The organism is Denitratimonas tolerans (assembly GCF_037203605.1).
In the GTDB taxonomy this organism is placed as follows: Bacteria; Pseudomonadota; Gammaproteobacteria; order Xanthomonadales; family Xanthomonadaceae; genus Denitratimonas; species Denitratimonas tolerans.
This window is the reverse complement of record NZ_JBBDHC010000009.1, coordinates 106,464-126,044: the sequence shown is the minus strand read 5'-3', so window position 1 is coordinate 126,044 and position 19,581 is coordinate 106,464. Positions and strand designations below refer to the sequence as shown.

10 protein-coding genes are annotated in these 19,581 nt (G+C 71.8%); 6 read left to right on the top strand and 4 right to left on the bottom strand.

Annotated features, from left to right (window positions below):
* Positions 1-287 precede the first annotated feature (287 nt).
* Positions 288-3,551, top strand: a complete 3,264-nt coding sequence (locus WB794_RS08085; protein WP_337335344.1) for a S41 family peptidase — start codon at positions 288-290, stop codon at positions 3,549-3,551.
* A gap of 24 nt (positions 3,552-3,575) precedes the next feature.
* Here WB794_RS08085 and WB794_RS08080 read toward each other — a convergent pair whose 3' ends face one another.
* A complete protein-coding gene (locus WB794_RS08080) occupies positions 3,576-4,679 on the bottom strand; it encodes a PLP-dependent cysteine synthase family protein (RefSeq protein WP_337335343.1) in 1,104 nt (367 codons plus the stop codon).
* Positions 4,680-4,913: 234 nt separating this feature from the next.
* On the opposite strand from WB794_RS08080, the gene WB794_RS08075 reads away from it, so the two are divergent.
* The 4 genes from WB794_RS08075 to WB794_RS08060 all read left to right on the top strand — a co-directional run bounded on the left by WB794_RS08075 (position 4,914) and on the right by WB794_RS08060 (position 15,101).
* Positions 4,914-8,570 (top strand): exodeoxyribonuclease V subunit gamma, encoded by a 3,657-nt coding sequence (locus tag WB794_RS08075; protein ID WP_337335342.1) that lies wholly within the window; start codon positions 4,914-4,916, stop codon positions 8,568-8,570.
* Positions 8,567-12,121 (top strand): UvrD-helicase domain-containing protein, encoded by a 3,555-nt coding sequence (locus WB794_RS08070; protein WP_337335341.1) that lies wholly within the window; start codon positions 8,567-8,569, stop codon positions 12,119-12,121. The genes WB794_RS08075 and WB794_RS08070 overlap by 4 nt, the downstream gene beginning before the upstream one ends.
* Positions 12,118-13,935, top strand: a complete 1,818-nt coding sequence (gene recD / locus WB794_RS08065; protein WP_337335340.1) for an exodeoxyribonuclease V subunit alpha — start codon at positions 12,118-12,120, stop codon at positions 13,933-13,935. Before WB794_RS08070 ends, recD begins: the two co-directional genes overlap by 4 nt.
* Before the next feature lie 116 nt (positions 13,936-14,051).
* The gene (locus WB794_RS08060; RefSeq protein WP_337335339.1) at positions 14,052-15,101 is read left to right on the top strand and encodes a hypothetical protein; all 1,050 of its coding nucleotides are present in this window, start codon (positions 14,052-14,054) and stop codon (positions 15,099-15,101) included.
* 154 nt (positions 15,102-15,255) lie between these two features.
* Here WB794_RS08060 and phbB read toward each other — a convergent pair whose 3' ends face one another.
* Positions 15,256-15,996 carry a beta-ketoacyl-ACP reductase gene (gene phbB / locus WB794_RS08055; protein ID WP_337335338.1) on the bottom strand — a complete coding sequence of 247 codons (741 nt, stop codon included), beginning with the start codon at positions 15,994-15,996 and terminating at the stop codon, positions 15,256-15,258.
* Between the two features lie 68 nt (positions 15,997-16,064).
* The gene (upp, locus tag WB794_RS08050; protein WP_337335337.1) at positions 16,065-16,694 is read right to left on the bottom strand and encodes a uracil phosphoribosyltransferase; all 630 of its coding nucleotides are present in this window, start codon (positions 16,692-16,694) and stop codon (positions 16,065-16,067) included.
* Positions 16,695-16,792: 98 nt separating this feature from the next.
* Here upp and WB794_RS08045 point away from each other — a divergent pair, with 98 nt between their 5' ends.
* On the top strand, positions 16,793-17,347 hold the full coding sequence (locus WB794_RS08045; protein WP_337335336.1) for a DUF3228 family protein: 555 nt from the start codon (positions 16,793-16,795) through the stop codon (positions 17,345-17,347).
* Between the two features lie 134 nt (positions 17,348-17,481).
* Here the strand turns inward: WB794_RS08045 and WB794_RS08040 are convergent, their stop codons facing one another.
* A complete protein-coding gene (locus WB794_RS08040) occupies positions 17,482-19,524 on the bottom strand; it encodes an acyltransferase family protein (protein WP_337335335.1) in 2,043 nt (680 codons plus the stop codon).
* Between the last annotated feature and the right edge of the window lie 57 nt (positions 19,525-19,581).

Below are 19,581 nucleotides of genomic sequence, written 5' to 3'. Positions count from 1 at the left end.
GATTCTTCCCGTGCCCTGGGGTGACCCTGGACGCCCGGCCCGCCGGCTTGCATGCCGGCGGGCGTTCGCGGGCTCGCGATGGGTTTCCGACGTTGCGGGGCGCGGATTCTTCCCGTGCCCTGGGGTGACCCTGGACGCCCGGCCCGCCGGCTTGCATGCCGGCGGGCGTTCGCGGGCTCGCCGCATGCGGCTCGAAAGCCCCGCTCACCCCCCCGACTTCCGGCATGCGCCGGCACGCGCCGGGCAGGCATACTTGCGGTTTCGCATCCGACACTGCCGAGGGGCCGATGAGACTTTCCCTGTTTGCCGCACTGTGCGTTCTCGCCTTCAGCGCCGCCGCGTCGGCCGCACCCGATGCGCTCCTTCGCCAGCCCGACATCCAGGCCGGGCGCATCGCCTTCGTGCATGCCGGCGACATCCATGTGGTCAGCGCACAGGGCGGCACCGCATTCCGGCTTACCTCGCACGAGGGGCAGGAGCTCTATCCGAAATTCTCGCCCGACGGCAGTCGGATCGCCTTCTCGGCCGAATACAGCGGCACCCGCCAGGTCTACGTGATGCCCACGGCCGGCGGCGAGCCGCGCCAGCTCACCTGGTACAGCGACGTGGGCCCGATGCCGCCGCGCGGCGGCACCGACTACCGCGTGCTCGACTGGACGCCCGACGGCAGGCACATCGTGGTGCGCATGAACCGCCTGCCCTACGACGAACGCGCCGGTCGGCCGTACCTCGTGCCGGTGGACGGCGGCCTGGAAGCGCCGATGGCGGTGCCGGAAACCGGCGGCGGCATGTTGAGTCCGGACGGCACGAAGTTCGTCTACACCCCGATCGACCGCGACTTCCGCAGCTGGAAGCGCTACCGCGGCGGGCGCGCGCAGGACGTGTGGATCTACGACCTGGCCGCCAACACCTCGCTGCAGCTCACCAACGACCGCGCCACCAACCACCAGCCGATGTGGGTGGGCGACAGGGTGTATTTCGTCTCCGACCGCAACGACACCAAGCTCAACCTGTACGCCATCGCACCCACCGGCGGCGAGGCGGAGAAGCTCACCGATTTCCGCGATTTCGACGTGCTCTGGCCGAGCGCCGGACCGGACGCAATCGTGTTCGAGAAGGGCGGCGGCATCTGGCACTTCGATCCGGCCACGCGCCAGGCGCGCGAGGTGCCGATCCGGGTCGCGGGCGATGCGCCCGACACCCAGCCGCGCTTCGTCAAGGCCGGTGACTTCGTCGAATCCTTCGGGCTGTCGCCCGGCGGCGAGCGCGCGCTGTTCGGCGCGCGCGGCGAGGTCTTCACCGTGCCGGTGAAAGAAGGCGAGCCGCGCAACATCAGCCGCAGTCCGGATGCGCGCGAACACAGCGCGAGCTGGTCGCCCGACGGCAGCCAGGTCGCATGGCTGTCCGACGCCAGCGGCGAGTACGAGATCTGGGTGCAGGCCCAGGACGGCAAGGGCGAGCCGCGGCGCGTGACGACCGACGGGGACATCTGGCGCTTCGCGCCGGTGTGGTCGCCCGACTCGAAGAAGCTCGCCTATGCCGACAAGCGCCAGCGCCTGCGCGTGGTGGACGTGGCCTCCGGCAGCACCGGCGAAGTCGATGCCGGCACCTTCGCCGACATCACCCAGTACGTCTTCTCGCCCGACAGCCGCTTCCTGGTCTACGTGAAGCAGCACGCCAACGGCAACGGCGCGCTGTGGCTTCATGCCCTCGACACGGGTGCCACGCGCCAGCTCACTTCGGCGGAAACCACCGCGATGAGCCCGGCCTTCGATCCCAAGGGACGCTACCTCTACTTCCTCTCCAACCGCGACTTCAACCTCGCGTTCTCCTCCTACGAGTTCAACTGGCTGTATCGCGACGCCACGCGCATCTACGCCGCCACGCTGGCGGCCGACGGCCCGGCGCTGTATCGCCCGCGCCCGGATGAGGTGGGCCAGGCGGCCGAAGAAGCGGCCGACAAGAGCGGCGAGGACGGCAAGGACGGGGCCACCGCGCGCCTGGTCTTCGACATCCCGGGCTTCGACCAGCGCACCGTCGTACTCAACGCGCCGGCGGGCAACTACCAGGAGCTTTCGGCCAGCGCCGAGGGTGTGTTCTTCCTCGACATGACCGGCAGCGGGCGCGGCGGTGCCGCCGCTGAACTCGGCTTCCTCTCGCTCAAGCCCGATGCCAAGGTGCAGAAGGTGGCCGAAGCCACCGGCTACGCGCTTTCCGCCGACGGCAAGAAGCTGCTGGTGCGCAACGGCAAGCAGTTCTCCATCGTCGATGCCAAGCCCGAAGCGGATCTGGCCAAGGGCAAGCTGGCGCTGGACCGGATGGAGCTGCGCATCGAGCCCGCGCGCGAGTGGAACCAGATGTTCGTCGACGCCTGGCGCATCCTGCGCGACTGGTTCTACGACCCCGGCATGCACGGGCAGGACTGGAACGCCATCCGCGCGCAGTACGAACCCCTCGCGCACGCCGCGCGCACCCGCACCGATCTCGACCATGTGCTGCAGGAGCTGGTCGGCGAACTCAACTCCGGGCACGTCTACGTGGAATCGGGCGACCAGCGCACGGTACCGCGCAAGCCCGGCGGCCTGCTGGGAGCGGCGTTCGCGTCCGACCCCAGCGGCTACGTGAAGATCGCGCGCATCTTCGCCGGGGAGAACTGGAATGCCCGCACCCGCTCTCCGCTGACCGAGCCGGGCGTGAAGGTGAAGGAAGGCGAGTACCTCATCGCCATCGACAACATCTCCACGCGCGGCGTCGACAACATCTACCGCCTGCTGGAGAACAAGGGCGACCGCCTCGTCAGCCTGCGCGTCAACGCCCGGCCGCAAGAGGCCGGCGCACGCGAGGTGGTGGTCCGCACCCTCACCAGCGAGCAGGAGCTGCGCTATCTCGACTGGGTGCAAAGCCGGCGGCGCATGGTGGAGCAGCTCTCGGGCGGGCGCATCGGCTACATCCACGTGCCCAATACCGCCGTGGAAGGCAGCCGCGAGCTGTTCAAGGGGCTGCTCGCCTACCACGACAAGGACGCGCTCATCATCGACGACCGCTACAACGGCGGCGGCTTCATTCCCGACCGTCTGATCGAACTGCTCACCCGCACCCCGCTCAACTACTGGAAGCAGCGCGGGCTCGAGCCCAACGCCACGCCCTTCCTGCACCACCGCGGCCCCAAGGCGATGCTGATCAACGGGCTGTCGAGCTCGGGCGGCGACGCGCTGCCGTACTACTTCCGCAAGTTCGGGCTGGGCAAGCTGATCGGCACGCGCACCTGGGGCGGCCTGATCGGCATTTCCGGCAACCCGCGCCTGGTGGACAACGGCGCGGTGCTGGCGGCCACCTTCAGCTTCATGGACACCGACGGGAAGTGGGCGGTGGAGAACGTCGGCGTGACGCCCGACATCGAGGTGATCGACCGACCCGAGCTCATCGCCGCCGGCCGTGATCCGAGCATCGAGCGCGCGGTGCGGGAGCTGATGGAGGAACTGGAGGGCAATGCGCCCGCGCCGATGGTGGCACCGCCCGCGCCGACGCAGTTTCCACCGATCGGGCGCTGAAGCAGGTCAGCCGGTCGGCCGGGGTTACAGGCACCCGGCGACCGGCAGCGCCAGTTCGCCTTCACCCGCGGCCAGCGCCGCGATCCGCGCGTCGGCGTCGACAGTGTCGATGCCGCGCTCGCGGTACCAGGCGTCGCTGTAGTAGCTGTGCGCGTAGCGCTCGCCGCCGTCGCACAGGATGGTGACGATCGAGCCTTCGCCGCCCTGCGCGCGCAGGTGGCGCGCGGCGAGCAGCACGCCGACGAAGTTGGTGCCGGTCGAACCGCCCACGCGCCGCCCGAGGCGGCGGCTGACGTAGCGCATCGCCGCCAGGCTGAGCGCGTCGGGCACCTTGGCCATGGCATCGACGCAGGCCGGGATGAAGCTCGGCTCCACCCGCGGCCGCCCGATGCCTTCGATGCGCGAACCGCAGTGGTGGGTGAGATCCGGATCGGCGCGGCCTTCCAGCGCGCCGCGGTAGTAGTCGAAGAACACCGAATGTTCGGGATCGGTGCACAGGATGCGGGTGCCGTGCTGGCGATAGCGCACGTAGCGCCCGAGCGTGGCGCTGGTGCCGCCGGTGCCGGGGTTGCAGACGATCCACGCGGGCACCGGATGCGGTTCCTGCGCCATCTGCTTGAAGATCGACTCGGCGATGTTGTTGTTGGCGCGCCAGTCGGTGGCGCGCTCGGCGTAGGTGAACTGATCCATGAAGTGCCCGCCCAGGTCGCGCGCCAGGCGGGCGGATTGGGCATTGATCGCGGCCGGGTCTTCCACCAGGTGGCAGCGCCCGCCCTGGAACTCGATCGCGGCGATCTTGTCGGGCGAGGTGCAGGTGGGAATCACCGCCACGAAGGGCAGACCCAGGAGCTGCGCGAAGTAGGCCTCGGAAACCGCGGTCGAACCGCTCGACGCCTCCACCACGGTGCCGCCCTCGCGCAGCCAGCCGTTGGACAGCGCGTAGAGGAACAGCGAGCGCGCCAGACGGTGCTTGAGGCTGCCGGTGGGATGGCTGGATTCATCCTTGAAGTACACCTCGATGCCCGGATAGCCCGGCAGCGGCAGCGGGATCAGGTGGGTATCGGCCGAGCGGTTGAAGTCGGCTTCGATGGTGCGGATGGCCGAGGCTACCCAGGCGCGCTGATTCATGTCGATGACACCCTGCGGGACCGGGCCATGGTAGCCCGGCGGTGCCGCCTGCGGCGGTCGTCGCGTTCCGGCCTTGCCACACGCGCCCGAGGATCGCCGCAGCCGACGCGGTTTGTCGCGTACCACCGCGATGATGGTGCACGGATTCCCGCGCCGCCGGTACGCTTGCGGCCGCGGGAGCCGCCTGCGCCGGGAATCGCGGCACCGGCTCCCATCCTGCATCCGAGGCGACGCTTGACCCACACCCCCGAATCCCAGCTCGTGATCCTGCGCGCCAGCCGGCTCGAAGCCCTGGTGCCGCCACTGATGACCGCGCTGGCCGCGCACCGGCCGGCGAACCTGCTGGCACCGCAGACCGTGATCGCGGCGCACCCGGGCATGAAGCAGTGGCTGGTGGGCGCAATGGCGCGCGGCGTCGGCGCGGGGGGAATCGTGGCCAACGTCGAGGTGGCCCTGCCGAGCGCCTGGCTCGATCGCACCGCATGCGCGGCGCTGGGCAACGCCGCCGAAGGGCTGGCGGGCTGGCGCAGATCCAGCCTGCGCTGGGCAATCCACGCCGCGCTCGCACCCGGCTCCAGCGTGCCGGGCCTGCGCGATGCGCGCCTCACCGGAGCGCCGGCGGCAAGCCGCGATGCCCCGGGCGACGCCGCGCGACGCCGTTTCCAGCTCGCCGATCACCTGGCCGGCGTGTTCTCGCAATACCTGATCTATCGCCCCGACTGGCTGGCCGCGTGGGAGGCGGGCAAGGGCCGTTTTGCCACGGCGACGCTCGCCGATGAGGATCCCGCGAGCGCACTCGAACAGAACCTGCTGGCCCCGCTCTGGCATCACCTCGCGCAGCGCCTGGGAGCGCACCGCGCCGCGCTCACGCAGGCGCTCGCGCGCGCGCTCGAGACCCGCCCCGAACTCGCCGAACCGCTGCACGTCTTCGGCTTCAGCCACCTGGCGCCGGGCGAACAGCAGGTGCTGCGCGCCTGGGCGCGATGCGCGCCGGTCTACCTCTACCTGCCCGACCCCTGCCGCGAATACTGGGGCGGCCTGTCCGCCGAGGCGAACGCGCGCGGCATGGCGGAGTTGCGCGCATGGCGGGCCGACGAAGCCGCGCGCATCCAGGCGGCCGGCAGCGGCGACTGGCTCGATGATGCCCAGGCGCATCCGCTGCTGGCGCGCTGGGGGCGGCTGGGCCAGCACTTCTACGCCAGCCTGCCCGAGTGGGAGGCGCGCGCCGACATCCGCGACCACAACGATCGCGCCGACGCCGCGCCCGCGACCCTTCTGGCACGGGTCCAGGAGAGCGTGCGCCGTCTCCAGCCCGACCTGCTGTTCGATGCGCAGCCGTATCCGCAGCGCACCGACGGCGAATCCGATGCCGCCCTCGCCGCACGCCGCGCTGCGTGGTGGGCACCGCGACGCGCCGACCCGAGCCTGCGCGTGCACGCCTGCCACACCCGCCTGCGCGAGCTGGAAGTGCTGCGCGAGGCCCTGCTCGACGCGGTATCCGCCGGCATCGCGCCGGGCGACATCGTGGTGATGGCTCCCGACATCGCCGCCTATGCGCCGCTCCTGCCGTCGGTGTTCGGCGCACCGGGCGACGCGCGCGAGTCCTGGCTGCCCTGGCATCTGGCGGACGTTCCGGTGAAGCGCAGCCACCCTCTTTTCACCACCGTGGCGCAGGTACTCGACTGGGGCGAGAGCCGCGCCACCCTGCCCGAAGTCGCCGACATCCTCGCGATGCCGGACGTGGCGCGCGCGCTGGAGCTTTCCGCCAGCGGGCACGACGCCTTGCGCGGCTGGCTCGCCCACAGCCGCGCGGCCTGGGCGCTCGATGCGCACCATCGGCAGGAGGCCGGTGCCGACGCGGCCCACGCGCACACCCTGGCCTGGGCGCTGGATCGCCTCGTGGCCGGCTATCTGGTGGCCGATGCGCCGCCGGGCGAGGACGACCGTGCGCTGCATCTGCCCGACGGCATGGCACTGCTGCCGATCGGCGGCGTGCAGGGCCCCGATGCCGCCGCGCTCGGCGCGCTCGATCATCTGGCGCAGGAGTGGCAGGCCTGGCGCGCGCTGGCGCAGTCCGAGCGGCAGGCGAGCGCGTGGGTGGAGGTGCTGCGCACGCGCTTCGACCGCCTGCTGCGCATCGCGCCGGGCGATGAGCCCGCACGCGCCGCCTGGGACGCGCTGCAGGAAGCCATCGCGCGCATCGCCGGCGACCCGGCGCAGGTGGGCGAAGACCCGCTGCTGCATTTTTCCGAGGTACGCGAGGTGCTGCTGGAAGCGCTCGACGGCGTGCCCGAACGCCAGCGCTTCCTGATGGGCGGCATCACCTTCTGCGGCATGGTTCCGCAGCGCGCCATCCCGTTCGCGATGGTGGCTGTGCTGGGCCTGGACGAAGGCGTTTTCCCGCGCCGCCGCCGCGACGGCGGGCTGGATTTGATGGCGCGGCTGCGCCGCGTGGGCGACCGCGATCCGCGCAGCGACGACCGCTGGCTGTTCCTGGAAACCCTGATGTCGACGCGCCAGCGCCTGCACCTGTCCTGGCTGGGGCAGGGCGCGCGCGACGGCGCGCCGCGCAATCCCGCCGCGCCCCTGGCCGAGCTGCTGTCGGAACTGGATCGCGCCGCCGGGCTGCCGTTCGACTGTGCCGACCCGCAGGCGCGGCCCTGGCGCGTGCAGCACCCGCTGCAGGCCTTCGACGCGCGCCATTTCGACGGCAGCGATCCGGCGCTGTTCTCGCACTCGGCCGCGCTCGCGGCGATGCACGGCGGCGGCGACGGTGAAGCGCCGCCCTTCCTCGACGGCGAGGCGGCAGCGCCCGAACCGATGCCCGAGGCGGTCGGCCTGCGCGAACTGCTCCGCTACTGGCGGCGGCCTGCGGAAAATCTGCTGCACGACCGGCTCGGGCTGAAGCTCGACGGCCTCGATGCCGAGGCGCTGCCGGAAAGCGAGCCGCTCGACGGCCGCCTTGCGGCCATCGACGGCATCGCCCAGCGGGTGTTTCTCGGCGAGGCGCTGCCGGCCGGATTCGACCCGGACGGCGCGGCGCGCTGGCGTTCCGACGCGCCGCCCGACTGGCTCGCGCTCGGCGGCTACCTGCCGCCCGGCGATCTGGGCGAAGCGGCGTGGCGCGCCGAAGCCGAGGCGGTGACGGCCCTGCTCGACGCGGCGCGCGAGCGCGGCCTCGACGGCGCGCCGCTGCACGCCGTGGACGTGGACATCGCGCTGTCGTCTGCGCCACCGCTGCGCCTGGGTGGCCGCATCGCAAACGTGGCGATGCAGGGCGATGTCTGGCAGCTGGTGCTGCCCTTTCCCAAGCCGGGAAGCGCCCCGGCGCTGCGCTCCGGCGACGCGCTCGATCTGGGCCGGCGCGTCGCGGTCTTCATCCAGTGGGCGGCGCTGCGCCTCGTGCGCACCGCGCCCCTGCCGGTGCGCCCGGCGCTGCTCGCGGACGGCGAATGCGCGCTGGCCGAACACCTCATTGCCTGGGACACGCAGTTCTGCGCCAGCGCGGCGGATCGCGCCGCGATGCTCGACGACCTGCGCGCCCGCCTCGCCCGCCTCGGCGCGCTGTGGCACGCGGCCGGCGCAAAACCGCCGGCGTATTTCCCCGCCACCAGCCAGGCGGCGCTGGACGCCTGGTCCAGGCAGGCGGAAAAGGGCGGTTCGCGGGACGACCTCGGTGCCATCGCCTTCGCGGCGAAAAAAAGCTTCGACGGCGGCCAGCACGGCGGCGAGCGCGATCACGCACCCGGATGGAACCGCCTGCTCGCGCGCGGGCTGGCGTTCGAGCCGCGCCCCGACGACCCGCAGACGCGCGCGCTGCTGGAACAGGCGGTCTCGCTGGAGTCGCTGATCTTCCCGCCCTTGCCGCCGGATGCGGAGGCGGCACGATGAACGCCCTGGCCGACTGGACCGCACTCGACCTTTCCTCCGGCCACCGCAGCCGGGTGGAAGCCAGCGCCGGCACCGGCAAGACCTGGACGCTCGCCGTGCTCTACCTGCGCCTGGTGCTGGAGCAGGGGTTCTCGCCGCGTCAGATCGTGGTGGCGACCTACACCAACGCCGCAGCGGCCGAGCTGACGCAGCGACTGCGCGCACGGCTGGAATCGAGCCTGGCGCGCGCCCGGCGGTTCGATGCCGGCGAACCGGAACCTTCCGAAAGCGACCTGCGCTGGCTGCACCGGCGCTGGCGCGATCCAGCGAGGCGCGACGCCGACGCACGCCGCCTGGCGCTGGCGCTGGCCGAACTCGACCTTGCCCCCTGCGGCACCCTGCACTCGCTGTGCAGCCGCATCCTGGCCGAACACCCGTTCGCGGCCGGTGCCTCCTTCCAGGTGCCCGAACTGACCGCGCTGGAGCCCTGGCACGCGGCGCTCGCCGATGACCTGTGGCGGCTCGTCCACGCGCGCCGCGACGCCGTGACAACCGACGCGCATGAGGCCTGGGACGCGGCGCAGCCCTGCCTGGCGGACCTTGCGCGTGCGGCGCTGGCGCGCGAGCTCAAGGCGGTGCTGCAGCCGGGCGTGGTCGTGCCCGCTCCCCCCGCGGTGGACGAGGCGGCGCTGTGGGATGGCGCACTGGCCGCGGCGCTGTGCGCGCTCGCGACTCGCGAAGGAATCTGGAAAGCGAACGCTGCCCTGCCGCGCGGCCTGATTGCGCTGGCGGAGCTGATCGAATCGCAGGGAACCAACGCCGCGGCATTTTCGAAAGAACGCAAGCAGCTGGCGGAGCGCATCCGCGGGCGCACCGGGCTCAAAAATACTCTCCAGACCGACCCGGGCATTTGCACAACGCTCGATGCGGCCTCTGGATTCTTCGAGCATTACGCCGCCCTGCTCGAATCCCGCCGCCTGCGCCGCCTCGCTGCGATGCAGGACTGGGGCCGGGCGCAGCTCGATGCGCGCCTGCGCGCCGCCAACCGGCTCGGCTTCGACGAACTTCTGACCACGGTGGAACGCGCGCTGGCACCGGCGGCCGACGGCTCACGCGCGCTGGCCGACGCCCTGATCGGTGCCTGGCCGGTGGCCCTGATCGACGAGTTCCAGGACACCGATCCGGTGCAGTACGCGGTGCTCGATGCGATCTACCGCGAGGCCGACGGCACCGCGCGCGGGCACCTGCTGATGATCGGCGACCCCAAGCAGGCGATCTACCGCTTCCGCGGTGGCGACATCCACACCTACACCCGCGCCACCGCCGACGCACACACCCTGCGGCTGGCGGTCAACTACCGCTCCAGCAAGGCGTTCGTGGAGGCGCTCAACGCCTTCTACGCCCGCGTGGGGGAACGCCTCGGCGGCGAAGGCTCGGAAACCCCGATCAGCTACGCGCGGGTCGAGGCCGCGCCCGGTGCCGAGGCTGCGCGCTACACCGTAGACGGGCGCGCGGCACCCGCGCTGACCTTCCACCGCGATGCCTCGGAGAAAAACAGCAACCGCGAGCTCGCGCTGGCTTCCTGCGCCGCGCAGATCGTCGCACTGCTCGATCCGGCCGGCGGCCACCGCATCGACGACCGTGCGCTGGCGGCCTCGGACATCTGCGTGCTGGTGCCGAGCAACGCCGACGCCAGCCGCATCACCCACCTGCTGCGCCAGCGCGGCGTGGCCGTGGTCAACCGCGGGCGCGGCAGCGTGTTCGATGGCGACACCGCGCGCGATCTGTGCCTCATCCTGGACGCCATCGCGCACTGCGAGGACGCCGGGCGGATTCGCGCCGCGCTCGCCACCGAACTGTGGGGCACGGGCTACCGGGCGCTGCGCGCGCTGCGCGATGACGCCGAGGCCTGGGACGCGATCAGCGCGCGCTTCCGCCGCTGGCAGCGCGACTGGCAGCAGGCGGGCGTGCTGGCCGTGGTCGGCGCGCTGGTGGAGCAGGTCGCCGCCGATCAGCTCGCGCGGCCCGGGGGCGAGCGCGTGCTCACCGACCTTCGCCATCTGGGCGAACTGCTGCAGGACGCGAGCGCATCCTGCGACGGCATGGATTCGCTGCTGGCCTTCATGCGTCGGGAAATCGACGCGGGCAGCGGTGACGAGGAGGCCGCCGAATCGCGCGCGCTGCGGCTGGAGTCGGACGCGCGCTGCGCCCAGGTGATGACCCTGCACGCCAGCAAGGGGCTGGAGTTCGGCCTGGTGTTCCTGCCGCTGATGTGGAACCACGTCGGGCGGACGCCCGACGGCGTGAGCCTGCTTTCGCTGCCCGATGGCAGCCGCCGCATTGCCAGCACGCCGGACGACCTGGAGACCGTGCGGCGCGAAGAGCAGGACGAGCGCTACCGTGTGCTCTATGTGGCGCTGACGCGCGCGCGGCTCGGCGCGCAGGTCTGGCTGGGACGGCCGCACCAGAACGCCACCGGCCCGCTGGCCCCGCCGCTGGTGCTGGCCGCCGCGGAGCTCGAGCCGCCCGGCGGCGATGCGCCTGCGTTCCGGATCGAAACAGCCTGGCCCGAAGCGGAGTTCCGGCGCGCGCCGCAGGCCGACGGCGCACAGGTCAAGCGCGGCGCCCGCGCCATGCCGCCGGCGCGCGAAGGCACGCTGCCTTCGCGCCACAGCTTCACCACCCTGACCGCCGGCGCGCACGCCGGCACCCTTGATCCGGACGCCGCGGCGAACGACGAATCCACGGCGGGGTTCGAGGCGCTGCCCGAGGAAACCGAAGCGCCGTCCCGCACCCGCCACGCGCAGCTCGACGCGCTCGCCGGCGTCGCCGGCCCCGCCTTCGGCAACGCCGTCCATGCGCTGCTGGAAGAACACCGCATCGGCGAACCGCTCGCCGCGCAAACCGCCTCGGCACAGCGCCTTCTGGAGCGCTTCGCGGTGCGCGACCCGACGCTGGATACCGCCGCGCTGGCCGAGCGCATCGCGGCGCGGCTGGATGCCGTGCTCGAAACCGACCTCGACGGGCGCGGCCTGCGCCTTGCACAGGTGCCGGCCGCCGGGCAGCGCCACGAGATGGAATTCAACTACGCGCTCGACGGCACCTCGCTCGCGCGCCTGGACGCCACCGCGCGCGCGGTCGGCTATCCCGACCTCGTGCCGGCGCGCGGGGGCGCGCTGCGCGGCCTGATGAACGGCAAGATCGACCTGGTGTTCCAGCACGACGGCCGCGTCCACGTGCTCGACTGGAAGGGCAACGCGCTGGGCGATCGGCAGGCACCGGCGCTGGAGGACTACGCCGGCGCGGCGCTCGACGCGGCGATGGATGCGCACCGCTACCGCTTCCAGGCCCTGCTCTACGCGGTCGCGGTGGAGCGCTACCTGCGCACGCGCCTGGGCGATGCCTACGCGCGCGAGCGCCACCTCGGCGACTGCTGGTACCTCTTCATCCGCGCGGTCGGCCTGCGCCTCGGCGACGGCACGGCCTGCGGCGTCTGGCGGCACCGCTTCAGCGACGCCCTGCTCGACGCCGCGCAGCGCGAGCTGGGCGCGGCCCCGGGAGCCGGCGAATGAGCGCCTCACGGTTCGACTTCCGTCCGCGCGCCCTGCCCGGCGCGAACGAGCGCTGGCGCGATCTCGACCGCACGGTGGCGCGCTGGGTGCTCGCGCACGGCGGCGCGCCGGCGCTGGCGCAGGCGGCCGCGTGGGCGAGCCTGGCCGACGGTCAGGGCGACGTGGCGCTGATGCTCGAACCCGGCCACGCCGCGCGGCTCGGCGCGCCCGACATCGGGCACCTCGCCGCCGACCTGCGCACGCTGGCGCAGGACGCGCCGCGCTGGATCGGCACGCCGGCCGGCGCGGATTCGAACGCGCCCTTCGTGCTCGACGGCGACGCCTTCTACCTGCGCCGCAATTTCCTGCACGAGCGCGCCGTCGCGGCGGCGCTGCGCGCGCGTCTGGAGGCCCCGCGCGACGACGCACCCGGCGCGGACGCCGCGCTCGATGCGCTGTTCGACGGCGCGCCGCCCGAAGCCCTGGCCCAGCGCGAGGCCGTGCGCCGCGCCTGCGGCCGACGCCTGTTCGTGCTGACCGGCGGCCCGGGCACCGGCAAGACCACCACCGTGCTGCGGATGCTGCTGGCGCTGGCGCACGATTTCCGACAGCGGCACGGGTGCCTGCCGCGCGTGTGCCTGTCCGCGCCCACGGGCAAGGCCGCTCAGCGGCTTACCCAGTCGCTGCGCGAAGGCACCCTGGCACTGTCGGCGCGGCTTCCCGCCGGGTGGGAGCCGGAGCTGGCGCTGGCGCACGCCGCCCCGGGCGCGACGCTGCACCGCCTGCTCGGCAGCCGCGGCCCGCAGGCCGGATTCACCTTCGACGCCGAGCGCCGCCTGGCCGCCGACATCGTGGTGGTGGACGAGGCCTCGATGGTCGATCTGGCCCTGCTGCGCGCGCTGCTGGTGGCGCTGCCGGACAGCGCCACGCTGGTGCTGGTGGGCGATGCCGACCAGCTTCCCGCGATCGGCACCGGCTCGGCCCTGGCCGACGTGGTCGAGGCGCTGGGCGAACACGCGGCGCTGGCGCGTCTGGGCCACAGCTTCCGCGCCGATCAGGCGCTGGGCGCGATCAACGCCGCCGTGCGCGACGGTGATGCGGCGCGGTTCCACGAGGCCATTGATGCCGCCGGCGAACACGCCGCCTTCCACCGCGTCGCGCATGGGGCCACGCTCGGCGCGCGCCTGGTCGACTGGGCCGCGCAGCTGCAGCGCGAGGCGCGCGAGGCCGGCGCGCTCGACGCCATCGACGCCAACGACCCCGCCTCACAGCAGCGCGCGCTGGCCACGCTGGGTCGTCGCCAGCTCCTGTGCGCGCTGCGCGAAGGCCCGTTCGGAGCGGTCGAGTCCGCGCTGCGGATCGAGCGCGGTTACCGCGAGCGCGCCGGCCTGCCGCCCGAGACGCGCTGGTATCCCGGCCGCGCCGTGGTCATCACCCGCAACGATGCGGCGGCGGGCCTGTTCAACGGCGATATCGGGCTGTGCCTGCGTCTGCGTGCGGCGAGCGGGCGCGAGCGCCTCCAGGTGCTGTTCGATCCCGCACCCGACTCGCACGACGGCGCGCCGCGCCGCTTCGATCCGGACGCACTGCCCGCGCACGAATGCGCCTTTGCGCTCACCGTGCACAAGAGCCAAGGCTCCGAGTACGACCGCATCGCGGTGCTGCTGCCGCCCGACGCCGCCCACCCGCTGCTGTCTCGCCAGATGCTCTACACGGCGCTGTCCCGCGCCCGCCGGGCGATCGACCTGTGGGCGACGACGCCCGCCGTTGCCGCCTGCCTTGGTACCGCGCTGCAGCGGACCGGCGGGCTCGCCCGCCGCCTGCGCGAGGGTTGAAGCCTGCCGTGCAGGCGCGGTATTCGGCCGCCGGTCGCCGGATTCAATGGCGATTAATCGCCGCCTGCTAGCGTGGCCGCGCAGCCAGACCGTGGCTGCGCCTGACAGGAACCGCCATGCGCCTCGTGCTCTCCCTGCTCCTCGCCGCCCTCCTCGCACCCGCCGCGCACGCCTACGAACCCGAATCGGGCGCGTGGTGGAACCCGGCCGAATCGGGCACCGGCTACTACATCGAGATCCAGGACAACCTGCTGGGCTTCATGGCATTCAGCGGTGATGCCCAGGGTCGCGCCAAGTGGTACACCTCGGTCGGCTTCCTCGACTACACCTCGACCGGCGTGAGCTTCCAGGCCGACCTCATCAGCTTTCGCGACGTGCAGCCGGCCGGACGGCCCTATATCGCCCGCCCCACCGTCGAACCCAGCTACGGCACCCTGCGCATCGCCTTCGATCCCGACGACAACCGCCGCGCCACGCTCACCTGGCCGAGCGGCCACACCATTCCGATCCAGCGCCAGGAGTTCTACTTCGTGCGCAACGAAGACTCCCCCGGCACCAGCGCGGACACGCTCAAGATGCTGGGCGAATGGCAGGTCACCGTGGACCTTGCCACCCACCCGGACGTGACCTACCCCTTCACCGCCGATGTGCTGGTGCTGGACGATTATCTCTGGGACAACAGCGTCAACGCCTGGACCTACGAGGGCTGCCGTCCGGACGACGCGCAGGTCGGCGGCTGCAGCACCTTCGCCCTGAACAACCACGACGCGGTCGGCTACTTCGCCAGTCCGACCAGCGACTTCCCCACCGGCGCGCAGGTGATCGTGGTGAAGGATGGCTACTTCAACGGGGTGATGTGGTACATCCTCTACGAACTGGCGATCGGCACCAACGACGGCTCCGGCCTGTTCACGCTCTATCCCAAAGGCACCAACCCCTACAACTACGCGGCCTACCCCACGCGCGCCTTCCGCAGCGCCAGCCGCACCTTCGTGCAGGAAGGTGCAGGGCCCGCCAAGCGCGCCGGCCGCAGCGAAGGGTTGGCCGCGCAGCTCGCGGCACAGGGCGCGCTGCCGGCGGCGGCCAAGTCGGTGCGACCCGAGAACGCCGCCCGTGCCGCGCGGCTTTCGCAGGTGCGGATGCTGGAAGCACGCCTGGGCGAGTGACTTCGGACCTCGCGTTGAAGGCGTGACGCCCGCTCATCCGCCGATGATCGGGCGTCTTGCTGCGGGTGATGTCGGACGAACCGCAGTGAAGGTGCGGCCCGCGTGACACGCACCCGGAACGCGGGATTTTTCCCTGGGTCGCGGGCGCGTCGCGCTACCAGCCCATGTGGTGGCCGCCGTTGATATCGAGGTTGGACCCGGTGATCCAGGCGGCCTCCTCGCTGGCCAGGAAAGCCACGGCGTAGGCGATTTCCTCGGGCTTGCCGAGGCGGCCGGTGGGGATGTCGGCCACGATCTTGGCGCGTACTTCCTCGGGCACCGCCATCACCATGTCGGTGGCGACGTAGCCGGGCGAAACGGTGTTGACCGTAACGCCGAGCCTGGCGTTTTCGCGCGCCAGCGAAATGGTGAAACCATGCATGCCGGCCTTGGCCGCGGCGTAGTTGGCCTGGCCGTACTGGCCCTTGAGCCCGTTGATCGAACTGATCTGGATGATGCGCCCCCACTTGCGCTCGCGCATGCCCTCGATCACCGGACGGGTGACGTTGAAGCAGGAGTTGAGGTTGGTGTTGATGACATCGTTCCACTGGTCCGCGCTCATGCGGTGGAAGGTGCCGTCTCGGGTGATGCCGGCATTGTTGACGAGGATGTCGACGGGGCCGAGCGCCTGTTCGATCTGCCGCACCATGTCGGCCGCCTCCTCGGGCGATGTCACGTCGCCCTTGGCGATGGTGAAATCGTAGCCCTGGGCCTTCATCGCCGACTGCCAGGCGAGCGCTTTCGCCTCGTTGCGGTAATTGGTGGCGACGCGATGGCCGGCATCGGCCAGGCGTTTGCAGATGGCGGTGCCGATGCCACCGGTGCCGCCGGTGACCAATACGGTGCGTGCAGTCATAGCAAACTCCCTCGGTGATCCACGCTCGACATGGCGTGCTTGGAGGGATTCTACACGGGCCGAAGTGGTCAGCCGCGGGTGCCGAAAATGCGGTCGCCGGCATCACCGAGACCGGGCAGGATGTAGCCGTCTTCGTTGAGGCGCTCGTCGATCGCAGCGGTGAAAACCTCCACGTCCGGATGCGCCGCCTGCAGCGCCGCGAGGCCCTCGGGCGCGGCCACCAGGAAGATGCCGCGGATGCGGCGCGCGCCGGCGCGCTTGAGCATGTCGATGGTGGCGATCAGGGTGCCGCCGGTGGCCAGCATGGGGTCGAGGATGAGCGCGTCGCGCTCGGTAAGGCGGCCGGTGAGGCGTTCGTAGTAGGCAATCGGCTGGAGCGTGGCCTCGTCGCGCTGCAGCCCCACCACGCTGACGCGTGCCGAGGGGATCAGCGCCAGCACGCCAGGCAGCATGCCCAGGCCGGCGCGCAGGATCGGCACCAGGGTGATCTTGGCCCCGGCGATGCGATCCACCTCGACCGGCCCGGCCCAGCCCTGGCGGGTGGCCGATTCCGTGGCCAGATCGCGGGTGGCCTCGTAGGCCAGCAGCGTGCCCAGCTCGGTGACCAGCTCGCGGAAATCCTTGGTGTTGAGCGAGGCATCGCGCAGCAGGCCGATCTTGTGGCGCACGAGCGGATGACGGACTTCGACGATATTCATGGGCGGACTCGGCTGCGGGATGTGCGGATTATCGGGCCTGCGGGCGCAGACGCGGTGGAAGCCGAGGATAATCGCCCTTTGCCCTGCGGAGTGATCCCGTGTCCATCGTCCTGACGCCGTTCGCGCGCTCGCGCCTGTTCCCGCGCGATGGCCGCGCCACCGCCATCCGCGACTGCAGCGATACGGAGTTCGAGCAGTATCTCAATGCGCATCCGCCGCTCGAGGTGCTGCCCGGCTACGCGCCGTTCTGCGTGCTGCACGTGCACCGCAACTGGACCTCGACGCGCTGCTCGGTGCTGCCGCTCACCGACCAGAACCGCCACCTCCTGCGCAGCGCCTACGAGGCGCGCAGCCGCGAGGAGCTGCCGGTGCTGGTGCGCTGGTTCGAGGGCATCGAGCCACCGCAGGCCAACTACCTCATCCCGATCCTCTACAGCCGCGAACAACTGGCGCGCGAAGGCTCGCCGATCGAGGCCGACTGGGGCGTGGTCGGCTGCCTCTACACCCTGGAGCCGGAGGAAATCCCGATGGTGCCGATCACCATGATGCGCAATGCGCTGGGCGTGGACGAGGGCGGCTCTGGCGTCGCGCTGGACCGCACGGCCTACCGCCGCGCCGTGGCGTTCTGGGAGGCGCACGCGAACTGGCGTTGAAGGCACGGCCCAAGCCACCTTTATCGCGAGCAAGCCCGCTCCTGCACGCAGCATCAAAGCCTTCGCGCGATTTTGTGGGAGCGGGCTTGCTCGCGATGGGGGCATCCGATGCCGTCTGCGCGCGGATCTGCCGGCTACGGGCGCGCAAGCGCGGCGTCCACGCCCTCGCCCAGCGGCTCGACCAGCCGACGCACGAAGGCGGGGGTCAGATGGGTCTTGTCGCGATAGACCAGCAGGCCGTCGATCACCGCCTGGCAGCGGCCGCCGCGGCAGTAGTGCGCGCCAAGATCGATCACCGGGAGGCCGGCCGCGCGCGCGGCATCGGTTTCGATCCGCGCGATGGCCGGTGCCGGCAGGGGGAAATCGCAGCGTTCGGGGGCATCGGGATGGGCCGAGACGCAGCGCGCCATGTCCTGCGGCGCGGTTGGCGTGTCGGCGAGCAGCGCCACGCGCAGCTTCGCCGCATGCAGGCGTTCGAAGCTGCGCGACCACCCGTCGAGCCACAGGCTGCGCGCGTCCGCTCCTTCCACCTCCTCCTGCCGACTCGCGTCGTACACCCGGCCGGGAAAAACGCTCGCGACCAGCACCAGATCCGGCGGCTCGCGCGCGAGACGCTCGAAGATGCCGTCGCGCCACTGGCCGCACTCGCGATAGACCCTGGAAAGTTGGCTCGACCACAGCGTGACCTCGGCTGCCGGACAGCCGGATTTCGTGAGGCTCAGCAGTCGCCAGCCGCGCGCCTGCGCGATGGCCTCCAGCGCCGGAAACCACTGCGCCGCCTTGGAATCGCCCAGCAGCGCCACGCTCACGTCGGCATCCGCGTGCCCGTAGACGCAGGCAGCCGATTCGGTGGCCTGGATCGAGAGGTGGCAGCCGTCGCGGTAGACCACCGGCAGGTCGTCGCGCACCGCGGCAAGCTGCGCTTCCAGTGCCGGTGGCGCGCCGTTCTCGGCCGCCACGCCGGGCGTGGCGAACAGGACCGGGCCAGCCAGCCATGCGGCCGCGATGAGGCCGCTGCAGGAAGCGGCTGCGCCGACCCAGAATCCGACGACGGGGCGCCGGGTCGCGCCGCGGCGGCCTTCGTGAATCGGTTTTTCGACGAAGCGCCAGGCCAGCGCCGCAGGAACCGCCGAGGCCAGCGTCCAGGCCAGCTTCTCTCCCCAGTACATCGGCCCGAAGGCGTGCATGGCGTAGACCAGCACCGGCCAGTGCCAGAGATACAGCGAATAGGACAGCCGCCCGACGAGGCGCAGCGGTGCCAGCGACAGCAGGCCACCGATGTGCCCGGCGGGGAACGCGCCGCGCGTACCGGCCGCGATCATCGCCGCCGAACCCAGCACCGGCAGCCAGGCCGACGCGCCGGGGAAGCCCGCTTCCTCGGTATGCACCACGCCCAGCGCGAGTGCGGCCAGGCCCGTCCATCCCAGTGCCGCCGCGCGGCGCGCGCCCAGGCGCAGCAGGGCATCGCGGCAGGCGTACACCAGCGCGCCGGCGGCAAACTCCCAGGCGCGGGCCCAGGGCGAGAAGAACGACCAGGGCTGCGCGCGTTCAGTCAGCCACAGCGCGACGGCGAAGGAGACGGCACAGGTCGCCAGCAGGAAAACCCGCAGCGCGGGCAGGCTCGGCGCGTGCTTCGGTCGCGCTGCGCGCGAGCGGCGCGGCAGCCATACCAGCAGTGCCAGGAGCAGCAGCGGCCAGAGGAGGTAGAACTGTTCCTCCACCGCCAGCGACCAGTAATGCAGCACCGGGCTGCCGTCGCGGTCGCCGGCGAGGTAGTCGGTGCTCTGCCAGGCAAAGCGCAGGTTCACCGCATACAGCGCCGCCGCCGCGATGTCGCCGGCCACCAGCGGGAAATCCACGGGAGCCAGCAGAAGGCGGCCGCCAATCGCCGTCATCACCAGCACCAGCGCCGAGGCCGGCAACAGTCGCCGCGCGCGCCGCGCGAAGAAATTGGCGAGGTTCACGGCACCGGTGCGCGCGATCTCCGAGAACAGGATGCCAGTGATCAGGAACCCGGAGATGACGAAGAACACGTCCACGCCGACGAAGCCGCCGGCAAAGCCGGGCACGTCGGCGTGATAGCCCAGCACCGCCAGCACGGCCAGCGCGCGCAGGCCCTCGATATCGGTGCGGAACGCGGACGCTGTGGCGGAACGCGCGCCGCCGGGCTCGCTCATGACCCTGCTTTCCTCCCCACGCTGTTCCCGCGGCGTCACCGGGCTTCCGGATACAAA